The sequence below is a fragment of the Clostridium sp. genome, from assembly GCF_036569345.1.
Lineage (GTDB): Bacteria > Bacillota > Clostridia > Clostridiales > Clostridiaceae > Clostridium_AD.
This window is the reverse complement of the sequence record NZ_DATCQT010000021.1, coordinates 1-10,979: the sequence shown is the minus strand read 5'-3', so window position 1 is coordinate 10,979 and position 10,979 is coordinate 1. Positions and strand designations below refer to the sequence as shown.

The following is a 10,979-nucleotide window of genomic DNA, read 5'->3' as shown; positions in this document are numbered from 1 at the left end:
AAAAGCAAAGATAGGTGTGAGATTTAGAAATTAATAAAAATAAAGATTAACATTAACATTAACAAAGATAAGTAAGAAATTATTCGTATTATTTAGGGGTGGTTTCTTATCAAACTTATAATTAGATTATACAAGGAGGTTTATAAAATGACATATGTGTTAGTTGCAGTTGGTGGGGCAGCCGGAAGTTTGGTACGGTACAGCCTTGGTAAATTTATAAGTGAAAAATCAAATTCCTCTTTCCCAATAGGGACTTTTATAATCAATATTACAGGTGCAATCTTGCTTGGCATAGTAAGTACAATTGGAGTTAGCAGTAATATGATGTTGCTACTTGGAGATGGCTTCTTAGGTGCATACACAACTTTTTCTACCTTTATGTATGAGGGTTTTAATTTATTTCAAGAGAAAGAAAAGCTAAATGCTTTTATATATATTTTATGTTCTGTATTATTAGGTTTATTAGGATTTGCTTTTGGAAGTAAAATAGGTCAGCTATATAATTTCAAATAGCTGACCTTAATATAAATTCTTATACTAATAACTCATTTAACTTGTCGCCTTTGATTTCATCTGCACTCCAAGGTATAACAGCAAATTTACCATTTGCATGTAAATCAACTTTGTTAATCCATTCAATTTCATTACTTGCTTTTGCAGACAGCAATTTATTTGTAGTACCTGTCTTGTATAATGATGAGTTAATAACCCACCATTTTGTCGCAATTTTTGCACGTATCAAATCTTCTTCAAGACGGGTTGCTTCATATACGGGTGTAGCTTCAGCAAGGGTTACAATTATTACTTCGGTTTCATTAACATTTTTGAGACGTGGTAACAATTTTTTAACTGATTCAGGAATATCGCCCTGTGAGCGTTTTATTTCTTGGTTATAACTTTGTGTGGAATCAAGGAGCAATAAAGTGTGCCCTGTTGGGGCAGTGTCGATAACCACAATTTGATCTTCGGACTTCTCCACTATTTCTGCAAAAGCTCTAAACACTGCAATTTCCTGTGTGCATGGAGACCTCAAATCCTCTTCAACATATGCTATATCTTCATCAGCCATGGTTTCTCTTGCCTTTAAAAGCACTTCCTCTTTGTATTTTTCAAGCTCAACATTTTCATCAATGTGACTCATAGTAATATTTTTGCTCTCATTAATTACATATTTAAGGTGAGCTGCAGGATCTGTTGTAGTGAGGTGTACTTTTTTACCTTTTGCTGATAATCCCAAAGCAATCGCTGCTGCAATTGTAGTTTTACCTACACCACCCTTACCCATAGTGAAAATCACCTTTTTATTACTTTTATATAAATCCTCAATAACATCTTTTAAAGTTGGAATATTTTCAGCGTTTATCTTTTCACTGGATGCATTATAATTATCTTTAGTAAGAAGTGCCCGCACATTTTCCATGCCTGTTATATTATAGGCTCTTAGCGGCACCATATAGCTAGTAATTCCCTGTAAACCCAAAGGCATCTGCGCTAGTGATTTTTGCTGTTTTTTATACAGACTTTCAGACACAAAATCATCATAAGAGCTCATAACACCATTTATTATCATTGTTTGATTGTTTACACCAATTAGAGCAAGTTCTTTTGATGCTCTTTCTGCCTCTTTTAGAGGTGTAATTTCTGGGCGTGAGATAAGCATTAGCGTTGTTAATGTTCCATCTGACAAGGTTTCTACTGCCTTTTTATAGATTTCCCTTTTACTCTCTAGACCAGAAAGCTGTCCTAAACAAGATGCTCCATGTGTGTTTTCGCTAATAAAACCACTCCATGCTGATGGTAACTGTAACATTCGAAGTGTATGACCAGTAGGCGCGGTATCAAATATAATATGGTCATATTCACTCTCAAGCGAATCATCTGTTATAAATTTTGAAAATTCATTGAAGGCTGCAATTTCAACAGTACAGGAGCCAGAAAGCTGTTCTTCCATATTTTTAAGTACAGCATCAGGTAATTTACCACGATAAGGTGCAATTACGCTTTCTCTGTGCTCTGCGGCTGCCTTAATTGGGTCAAGATTAGCAACAACAAGATTTGGGACTTCCTTAATTGGCACACCCTTATTCGTAAGCTTTGTGTTAAACACATCCTGTAAATTTGATGCAGGATCGGTGCTTATAAGAAGTACCTTTTTTCCCCGATCAGCAAGGTTTACTGCTGTAGCACAGGCAGTTGAAGTTTTACCTACGCCACCTTTACCTGTGTAAAACAAATATTTTGTAAGTTTAATATTTTGCGGATTAAAAATTTCCATGCTTATTTACCTCCAGTTTGCTTTTCTATATTGTTTTGTAATCAATAAATCATCATAATTAAGATATTAGCAGCAGTTTCCACCACCGCAACCACATCCCCCTGATTTAGGAGCGGATTTTATTTTATAAGTTTTTCGAGCCTGATTTAAAAAGCTCATGGGAACCTCTAAAAATTTCACTAATTCCTCGTTGGTTGGATATTTACCTGTTAACACGATTTGACCTTCTAAAACTGTAATGGGAAACTCCTCCACACCTTTTTTATTTATGAATTCATTCACTACCTTATTATCCACAAACTCTTGTGGTGAATCTGAGAGGTTAAACCTCTGAACTTCAATTCCATTTTTCTTTAATGAATTAATTACAGTTGAAATCCTAAGAAGCTCAGGGTCAACACCTACACCACAAAGTCCTGTTGAGCAACACATAGCTGGTTCAAATATTTGCATTTTTTTCATTATTAATCTCTCCAATCATTTTTTATATTTTAAAATTTTTAATAATTCATAACCTGTCTAACTTAAATTAATCACTCTTAAATTCTTAAAATTATTTTTCTTTACAATTACATAAATCTTGAAGTTTACATTTTTTGCGATTTTCAAAATCACTGTTATAAAGAGGTAATTTTACAAGTCCTTTCATTAAATAAGAAAATAAATCAGGGTTGTTCTCTTTGAAATTATTATCTATTTTGTAATATGTCCATTGTGCTTTTTTGTAACTTTCTAATATTCCAGACTTTTTAAGCGCCGTTAGATGACGCGATACATTTGACTGCGTCATATTTAAACAATCCTCAATTTCACACACACACATTTCACCTTCCATAATGAGTGATAGTATGCGAAGTCTATTTTCTTCCGATAATGCTTTAAATATATCTACCATTACATTTACCTCCTATAACATCTTTATATACGCTTATACTCATATAGTATGTGTTTTAAAAACCATCTGTTACAATGGCTTTTAAATAAATATTATTTAGTATCATTTTTTAAAAACATTTTACTGAATTGCTTATGACCTCCTAAGGTCTACCTTTTTGAATTGCATTATCAAGTATCATACCTGTATACATAACAGGATCCTTAGTGGTTGAGAACGGTGGTGCATATGCCAGATCTAGATGAAACAAATCCTCAACTTTTGCTTTAAAAGTGATTGCAGTAACGAATACATCAATTCTTTTATCTACACCCTCAAACCCAACTATTTGAACCCCTATAAGTCTTCCAGTTGCTTTATCTGCAATTCCCTTTATTACCATTTCTTCTCCACCCATATATTCTGGTTTGTTCAGTTTAATATTGTGACAAACCACAACATCATAACCCATTTGAGTTGCTTCCCTTTCAGATAAACCTGTTTGTGCAACTGTCATATTAAATATTTTGAATATACCAGTTCCTAGAATTCCTCGAAAGGCAAGGTTTCCACCTGTTGAACTATCACCAGCTATTCTACCTGTTTTGTTAGCAGTTGACCCTAGTGGACGATATACACCTTTCCCTGTAATTACATGAAATTGCTCGATGCAATCACCACATGCATAGATATCTTTTAAGTTCGTCCTCATTTTCTCATCAACTTTTATGGCTCCAGTTATTCCTAGATCTATTCCAGCCTGTTTTGCAATCTCTATATTGGGTCGTACTCCTGTTGATAAAAGTATCATATCTATTTTAATAGATGTCCCATCCGATAATATCACACTGCTTGTTGTAAGTTCATTTGCTGACACACCTATAAGCACTTTAACACCGTTTTTTTCAATATGTTCCCTTACATATACCGCCATATCACTATCAAGGCCAGGTGATACCTGATGCAATTTTTCAATCATTGTAACTTCAATACCTAGTTCCTTGAAATTCTCACAAACTTCAAGCCCAATAAATCCTGTTCCTATAATAGCAGCGAATTTGGGATGATTTTCATTTATAAAAGCTTTGATCCGTAACATATCTCCAATATTTCGAAGTGTAAAAACATTCGCTTCATCTGCACCTTTTATAGGTGGAACAACTGCTCTTGCACCAGTTGCAATTATAAGTTTATCATAGGTATCTGTAACCACTTCACCAGTTGACAGATTCTTAATTTCCAAAGTTTTTTTATTCGGATTAACTGAAAGTACCTCATGTAAAGTGAAAATATCTACATTGTATTTATTTTTAAAGAATGCTGGGTCACGAGGTGTAAGCTCCTGAGCTTTCTCGATCTCACCGCCAATATAATACGGCATTCCACAGCCAGAATAGGATATAAAACTGTCTTTCTCATAAATAATAATTTCAGAATTTTCGTCATTTCTTCTTGCCTTTGCAGCAGCAGAGGTTCCAGCTGCAACTGCTCCAATAATAATAAGTCTCATTTTACACCATCCTGCCTTAATACTTATTTTTTAAAAATTATTAAATTATAATTCACCTATATAATTTAATTTATAAAATTCTTTATTAATTTCCCACCATATATTATTTTTTATACATCATATTAAATACTTATATGATCATCTACTCATATTGTATATTTCATAGGAGTTATTGTCAATAGCTTCTATATGCTTTCTTACTCTAATTACTAGCCTTATATTAATCTTTTTCTAATTCACTCAATAATATATAATAAATCAAATTCCAAATATAGATCAAAATTAATGATATACTATATTATAATAAAAAATAAAGGTCCTAATTAATTTATTTAAAGTTCTAAAAATCACATATATAACAAATTATATAACACTTTAAATTTACAAGGAGGATATTAATATGACAAATACACATCCTAAGTCTGATACAGAAAAAATTGTAGGTGAAATACTGGAACAAGGAGAGATCTTTAACGATATTGAAGAAGATTTATTGCATGAATTAATAGGGAATAAGATATCTAGCGATGCCACGCTAGCTCATAAAAACACCCTCACTTTTGGTGACAGAATGGCTGATAAAATAGCCGAGTCAGTGGGAAGCTGGCGGTTTATAATAATAGCATTATCAGTTATAGCAATATGGATAGTATTTAATACCATTTTTAAAAATTTATTTGACCCATTTCCATTTATACTTCTTAATCTAGTTTTATCTTGCATTGCTGCTATACAAGCACCAGTAATAATGATGAGTCAAAATAGGCAAGAAGATAAAGATAGAATAAAATCAAAAAATGATTATAAAATAAATCTTAAATCAGAATTAATTATCCAAGATTTACATAAAAAAATGGATTCATTAATTGAAGACCAAAAAATATTAGTGAAAAATCAATCTATAATGGTAGAATATATTAAAAATTTACAAAAGTAGAGTAGTGCCACTCACATGGCACTGTGAGGAGAAAAACATGGATAACTATGAAGAAAATGCACTAAAAGAGTTGCTTCTATGGAAAAAGAAAATGGAGAAGGATCCTTCTTTTACTAGTGGTCTAACTAAAGGTTTACAAAACAAAATGAATAACTTAATTCCAGATAAAATTCAGAATATTATTAATGGTTCAATTGAAAATATGGCAAAGCTAGTACTTGCTGGTTCTAAATTTACGTCTAAACAACCACTAACTAATATGTCCCTTGAAGAACGCGAAATTTTAGCTAAAAAGAGCATTGGTTTTTATAGGAAAGCGGCTACGGTAAGTGGAGCTGGTACTGGGGCTTCCGGAATTGTAGTTGGCCTTACAGACTTCCCAATTCTTCTAAGTTTAAAAGTTAAATTTTTGTTTGAATTAGCTAGTATATATGGTTTCGATGTACATGATTATAAAGAAAGATTATATATTTTATACGTTTTTCAGTTAGCTTTCTCAAGTGACAAAAGAAGACTTGAGGTTTATCACCAAATTTCGAATTGGGATAATTACGTAAACGACTTACCTACAGATATAAACTCCTTTGATTGGAGAACTTTTCAACAAGAATACAGAGATTATATAGATTTGGCAAAAATGTTGCAACTTGTTCCAGGCATTGGCGCAGTTGTTGGTGCGTTTGCTAACCATAAATTAATGAACAAGTTATATGATACTGCCCTTAACGCTTATAGACTAAGGGTTTTTAAACAGTAACTTATTCCCATATTTCAGTAAAAAAACACAATGCTCTGAGCCATTAAGCTCAAATCATTGTGTTTTTTGGTTAAATATTTTTTTTAGAATGCAGGAATTACAGCACCTTTATATTTATCCTGAATAAACTTTTTAACTTCTGGAGAATTTAATGCCTTAGATAGTGCTTGTATATAAGGTTTGTTTTTATCTTCTGCTCTAACAGCAAGTATATTTGCATAAGGTGAATCTTTTGCTTCAACGGCTAATGCATCTGTTAAATTCAATTTAGCTTCTATGGCATAATTCGCATTTATAACTGCTGCATCCACATCCGCTAAAACTCTTGGAAGTTGAGGAGCTTCTAATTCAGTTATTTTTAAATTCTTTGGATTTTCTGTAATATCATTCTTAGAAATAAGGGCTCCTGCTTTTAATTTTAATAAACCTGCTTTTTCAAGTACCCTAAGTGCTCTTGCTCCGTTTGTAGGATCATTTGGAATCGCTATTGAAGCTCCATCCTTTATATCACTTAGCTTTTTGTATTTAGTAGAATATAAAGCCATAGGTTCAATATGAACCTTTACAGTATAAGTAAGATCTACTTTCTTGGTTTTACAAAAGTCTTCTAAATAAGGTATATGTTGAAAAAAGTTGGCATCTAGTGTTCCATCTGCGAGTGCTGTGTTTGGTGTTACGTAGTCAGTAAATTCCACTATTTGTAGAGTATACCCTTCTTTTGCAAGAAGTGGTTTTACTACCTCTAATATTTCTTCATGAGGCACTGGTGATGCACCTACTTTAATAATCTTTTTATCAGCTGTTACCTTGGTTGGCGCCGCTACTTCTTTTTTTGCTGCACAACCACTTATTGTGAAAATCACAACAATTGATAGTAGTAATACACTTAATAATTTTTTCATTTTTAAATCCCCCTCTTATTCTTGATAGTGTAAACACTCTCTTGATAGTGTAAACACTATCTTTGTTTTAATATTTTTGTAATTCAATCATCACGAGGTGATATTACACCTGTGGTGATGTTATATCAACGACTTGAGAAATGTCGTTAAGAACTTATTTAATCATTTTTCTATACAATAAATTTCCTAATGCTTGAATAATTTGAACAACTATAATTAATATAATTACGGTGTATATCAGTATGTCTTGCTCAAATCTATAATAGCCATGTGTTATGGCAACATTTCCAAGTCCACCTGCTCCAACTGCTCCAGCCATAGCTGAGTAACCTATGATGTTTATTATTAATAAGGTAACTCCAAGAACTATAGATGGCATTGCCTCTTTTACCATAACCTTAAATATAATCTGATAGTTTTTTGCACCAAAAGATTTAGCGGCTTCAATAATACCGTAATCCACCTCGAGTAGTGCAGATTCTATTATTCTAGCAGCAAAAGGAGCTGCTCCAATAGTTAACGGAACTATAGCTGCATTAGTCCCTATACTGGTTCCAACAATAAACTTAGTTAAAGGTACTATAGATATCAATAATATAATAAACGGAAAAGAACGAAGTATGTTTATTACCAAATCTAAACTTTTGTAAATTATAGCTTTTGGTCTTAGACCTTTAGGACCGGTTATAATTAATCCTACTGCTGAAATAAAACCTAAAATCACTGCCAAAATGGTGGATACTGACACCATATACATTGTTTCTAAAAGTGCAGGTAGTAAAGTATTTAAAAGTGTATCTAGAAAACTATTTATAAATATCATTTACTTTCTACCCCCTCGCAAAACTCATTTTGGATTAAATCGTCATCGATTTCCCACGATATAGCTCTATCATCTAAATACTTTATTATTTTGTCCTTATTATCCTCACTTGCATTTATTATAAGACTGCCCATTACGTTATCCCTAAATTTTTCAAGCCTTCCCCATACTATGGAAAAATCAATATCAAGTTCTCTTGCAATAGATGTTATCAGGCAGCTTTGGGTGATTTCCTTTGTAAAAATTATTTTAATGTTAAAGCCTGTACTAGGTAGTAATTCGTCCTCTCCAATAAGTGTTTTCATTTCTTTTGTTGGCCTAATAAATAACTCATCGGTAATTCCGTGGCTTTTTATCTTACCTTTTTCTAAAAGAATAAATTTGTTACAAATCTCTTTAATAACTTCCATCTGGTGAGTAACTACAATAATTGTTATTTCAAATTTATTATTTATGTCTCTTAAAAGTTGCAATATAGATTTTGTAGTTTTAGGGTCTAGTGCAGATGTAGCTTCATCACAAAGTAATATTTTAGGATTAAGTGCTAATGCCCTTGCTATTCCAACCCTTTGTTTTTGTCCTCCGCTAAGTTGTTTTACATTACTATTTACTTTATCATTAAGGCCTACTAGTTCTATTAAGCTATCTACTCTTTCTTTAATGAATTTTTTATCTTTTCCCCATACTTCTAATGGGAAAGCTATATTTTGAAAAACATTCTTACTGTTAATAAGGTTAAAACTCTGAAATATAATGCCTACATCTTTCCTGAATTCGCGAAGTTCACGCGAGCTTAGCTCCTTCACACCTTTGCCCATTATATTAATGCTACCTGTATCGTAGCTTTCAAGGCCATTAAAACATCTAAGCAAAGTGGATTTTCCAGCCCCACTGTGACCAATAACCCCATATATATCACCTTTTTCCACTGTAAAAGAAACATCATTTAATACTTTTACATCTGAAAAACTTTTACTTACGCCACTTACTTTAATCATGATATCCCGTCCCTTCTTTACTGCTGATAATTCACTCAAAACTTTTAAAATTGCCTTAAGGCGCATTTAATTATATGACAAATAGGTTTAATAATAAAAAAAATAGAACCCAAGAATAAACTTGTGCTCTATGGCCAAACTTATTCTTATCTTGCAGCAATGCCACAGGATTTAACACCATGTATCTCACGGATACTGGTTGTCGGGTTTCATCGGGCCAGTCCCTCCACCTCTCTTGATAAGACAGTATTAAATTTTAATTTATGAGAAAAACAAAAAACCTCTTTCATCATTATATATGATGAAAGAGGTATAAAATTACAAAGTCACCTCTCTCATCTTCCGCTAAGTTATTATAAACCTAACGCAGGAATTAGCACCTATTCAGATGTTTAACATCTGATGGTTGCCGAGGTTTCATCGGGCCGGTCCCTCTACCTCTCTTGATGAGAATTAATCTATTTATTAAATTAAGACAATGATATCACTATATTCATAAGTTGTAAAGAAGAAAATTTAAAATTATATAATTAATTTTATTAAATTATTTTTTAAATATAATATATTCATCTTAAATAAAATTCAAGTCTCATTGCAATCGTATTTATATTAATACATATTTCGTCAAAATTTTCACTAATAAGCCTACATAATATGCTATAATAATACAAAGAACTACATTTATTAAAAGTCATATTTTTTGAGGAGATAAAGATGAAAAAGTCTAAAAAAGTAAACGTTATCTTATTAATATTTGTATTAGTTGCCTTGATCTCTATTACAGCATATAATAAATTGCCATCTATATTTGCAAAAAATGAAGCACAAACTACTACTACACTTGCAATTAATAAACAGCCTACACAGCTTGAGAAAATACAACTATTAGCTAAACGTCAAAAATTAGAGGACCAAAAAAAATTGGAAAATCAGAAGAAATTAGTAGATCTAAAAAATCTTGAGAAGAGAAAGAAAAAGGCAGAAGTTATCAAACAAAAACAAAATTCTTCCCAAAATAAGACAACCTCTATTAAACCAATTGTAATAGCAACTCCTGTTGTTAACCCTAAATTATTGATAGATAAGATACAGGGAAAGGGAAATTCTAGGCAGGCTATAGTTGTTACTACTAATGCTTTAGGAAACGTAAGTGCTACTATTACAACATTTGAAAAGGTTAATGGAGCCTGGAAACAATTAAACTCTTTTGCTGGTAATGTAGGCAGAAATGGTTTTGCTTATAATAAAATTGAAGGTGATGGACATTCTCCTATAGGAATTTTTACACTTGGTACAACATTCGGTAGATATTCTAATCCTGGTACAGAAATGAACTATAGACAATCTACTGCAAATGATTTCTGGGTTGATGATGTTAATTCACCCTTGTATAATTCATGGCAGAAAGGTCCTATTTCTGGTCGGTGGAGTTCAGCTGAGAATATGTATATTCCACAATATAATTATGGTTTTGTAATAAACTATAATACTGCTGATAGAATACCAGGAAAAGGTTCAGCAATATTCTTTCATGTATGGTCAGGAGCCGGTCATGGAACAGCTGGATGTATAGCAACGGATCAAGATAATGTAATAAGAATTTTAAAATGGTTAACTCCATCTAAAAATCCTATAATAATCCAAGGATCAATGTCATCTGTATTAAGGATGTAGCAGGATTTTCATACTCACATTCCTTTAAAAATATATTGGTTCTCCTCGGAATAGATAATAAAAATATGTACAAAAATAAATATGAAAAAGAAAAACACCCCATTAGTGCCATAGATTATTGGCACTAATGGGGTGTAACTTTTTTCCGTGTTAATTAAAATGACAAAAATCTATAATAAAACAAATAAAAAATTATATTTTCAAATTATAAATAATTATATATTATATG

At 32.0% G+C, this 10,979-nt stretch carries 11 protein-coding genes and 2 riboswitches; of the genes, 4 read left to right on the top strand and 7 right to left on the bottom strand.

Annotated elements, in window-relative coordinates; genetic code table 11:
* The first annotated feature begins 147 nt into the window (after positions 1 to 147).
* Positions 148 to 513 carry a fluoride efflux transporter CrcB gene (crcB, locus tag VIM70_RS01475; RefSeq protein WP_331943415.1) on the top strand — a complete coding sequence of 122 codons (366 nt, stop codon included), beginning with the start codon at positions 148 to 150 and terminating at the stop codon, positions 511 to 513.
* A gap of 19 nt (positions 514 to 532) precedes the next feature.
* Here crcB and arsA read toward each other — a convergent pair whose 3' ends face one another.
* The 4 genes from arsA to VIM70_RS01455 form a co-directional block, all read right to left on the bottom strand.
* Positions 533 to 2,275, bottom strand: coding sequence for an arsenical pump-driving ATPase (arsA, locus tag VIM70_RS01470; RefSeq protein ID WP_331943413.1), 1,743 nt, complete (start codon positions 2,273 to 2,275; stop codon positions 533 to 535).
* A gap of 66 nt (positions 2,276 to 2,341) precedes the next feature.
* The gene (gene arsD, locus VIM70_RS01465; RefSeq protein WP_331943411.1) at positions 2,342 to 2,737 is read right to left on the bottom strand and encodes an arsenite efflux transporter metallochaperone ArsD; all 396 of its coding nucleotides are present in this window, start codon (positions 2,735 to 2,737) and stop codon (positions 2,342 to 2,344) included.
* Positions 2,738 to 2,828: 91 nt separating this feature from the next.
* Positions 2,829 to 3,170: a metalloregulator ArsR/SmtB family transcription factor gene (locus tag VIM70_RS01460; protein ID WP_331943409.1), complete on the bottom strand. Its 342-nt coding sequence runs from the start codon at positions 3,168 to 3,170 to the stop codon at positions 2,829 to 2,831.
* A gap of 142 nt (positions 3,171 to 3,312) precedes the next feature.
* A complete protein-coding gene (locus tag VIM70_RS01455) occupies positions 3,313 to 4,659 on the bottom strand; it encodes an FAD-dependent oxidoreductase (RefSeq protein WP_331943407.1) in 1,347 nt (448 codons plus the stop codon).
* Between the two features lie 400 nt (positions 4,660 to 5,059).
* Between VIM70_RS01455 and VIM70_RS01450 the strand changes: the two genes are divergently transcribed.
* Positions 5,060 to 5,596 carry a DUF1003 domain-containing protein gene (locus tag VIM70_RS01450; RefSeq protein ID WP_331943405.1) on the top strand — a complete coding sequence of 179 codons (537 nt, stop codon included), beginning with the start codon at positions 5,060 to 5,062 and terminating at the stop codon, positions 5,594 to 5,596.
* 37 nt (positions 5,597 to 5,633) lie between these two features.
* Positions 5,634 to 6,353, top strand: a complete 720-nt coding sequence (locus VIM70_RS01445) for an EcsC family protein (protein ID WP_331943403.1) — start codon at positions 5,634 to 5,636, stop codon at positions 6,351 to 6,353.
* Positions 6,354 to 6,436: 83 nt separating this feature from the next.
* Here the strand turns inward: VIM70_RS01445 and VIM70_RS01440 are convergent, their stop codons facing one another.
* The 3 genes from VIM70_RS01440 to VIM70_RS01430 form a co-directional block, all read right to left on the bottom strand.
* Positions 6,437 to 7,255 (bottom strand): MetQ/NlpA family ABC transporter substrate-binding protein, encoded by an 819-nt coding sequence (locus tag VIM70_RS01440; protein ID WP_331943401.1) that lies wholly within the window; start codon positions 7,253 to 7,255, stop codon positions 6,437 to 6,439.
* A gap of 154 nt (positions 7,256 to 7,409) precedes the next feature.
* The gene (locus tag VIM70_RS01435; RefSeq protein ID WP_331943399.1) at positions 7,410 to 8,078 is read right to left on the bottom strand and encodes a methionine ABC transporter permease; all 669 of its coding nucleotides are present in this window, start codon (positions 8,076 to 8,078) and stop codon (positions 7,410 to 7,412) included.
* Positions 8,075 to 9,076 carry a methionine ABC transporter ATP-binding protein gene (locus VIM70_RS01430; protein ID WP_331943397.1) on the bottom strand — a complete coding sequence of 334 codons (1,002 nt, stop codon included), beginning with the start codon at positions 9,074 to 9,076 and terminating at the stop codon, positions 8,075 to 8,077. Before VIM70_RS01430 ends, VIM70_RS01435 begins: the two co-directional genes overlap by 4 nt.
* A gap of 143 nt (positions 9,077 to 9,219) precedes the next feature.
* A riboswitch (SAM riboswitch) is annotated at positions 9,220 to 9,321 on the bottom strand.
* Between the two features lie 87 nt (positions 9,322 to 9,408).
* Positions 9,409 to 9,529, bottom strand: a riboswitch (SAM riboswitch).
* A 261-nt stretch (positions 9,530 to 9,790) separates the two neighbouring features.
* Here VIM70_RS01430 and VIM70_RS01425 point away from each other — a divergent pair.
* The gene (locus VIM70_RS01425) at positions 9,791 to 10,750 is read left to right on the top strand and encodes a L,D-transpeptidase family protein (protein ID WP_331943395.1); all 960 of its coding nucleotides are present in this window, start codon (positions 9,791 to 9,793) and stop codon (positions 10,748 to 10,750) included.
* The last annotated feature ends 229 nt before the right edge of the window (positions 10,751 to 10,979 follow it).

Excerpts from the sequence above, each read along its gene's own strand:
- VIM70_RS01425 (WP_331943395.1), top strand. The coding sequence starts at position 9,791 with ATGAAAAAGTCTAAAAAAGTAAACGTTATCTTATTAATATTTGTATTA.
- arsD (WP_331943411.1), bottom strand. The coding sequence starts at position 2,737 with ATGAAAAAAATGCAAATATTTGAACCAGCTATGTGTTGCTCAACAGGA.
- VIM70_RS01440 (WP_331943401.1), bottom strand. The coding sequence starts at position 7,255 with ATGAAAAAATTATTAAGTGTATTACTACTATCAATTGTTGTGATTTTC.
- arsA (WP_331943413.1), bottom strand. The coding sequence starts at position 2,275 with ATGGAAATTTTTAATCCGCAAAATATTAAACTTACAAAATATTTGTTT.
- crcB (WP_331943415.1), top strand. The coding sequence starts at position 148 with ATGACATATGTGTTAGTTGCAGTTGGTGGGGCAGCCGGAAGTTTGGTA.
- VIM70_RS01455 (WP_331943407.1), bottom strand. The coding sequence starts at position 4,659 with ATGAGACTTATTATTATTGGAGCAGTTGCAGCTGGAACCTCTGCTGCT.
- VIM70_RS01445 (WP_331943403.1), top strand. The coding sequence starts at position 5,634 with ATGGATAACTATGAAGAAAATGCACTAAAAGAGTTGCTTCTATGGAAA.
- VIM70_RS01450 (WP_331943405.1), top strand. The coding sequence starts at position 5,060 with ATGACAAATACACATCCTAAGTCTGATACAGAAAAAATTGTAGGTGAA.
- VIM70_RS01430 (WP_331943397.1), bottom strand. The coding sequence starts at position 9,076 with ATGATTAAAGTAAGTGGCGTAAGTAAAAGTTTTTCAGATGTAAAAGTA.
- VIM70_RS01435 (WP_331943399.1), bottom strand. The coding sequence starts at position 8,078 with ATGATATTTATAAATAGTTTTCTAGATACACTTTTAAATACTTTACTA.
- VIM70_RS01460 (WP_331943409.1), bottom strand. The coding sequence starts at position 3,170 with ATGGTAGATATATTTAAAGCATTATCGGAAGAAAATAGACTTCGCATA.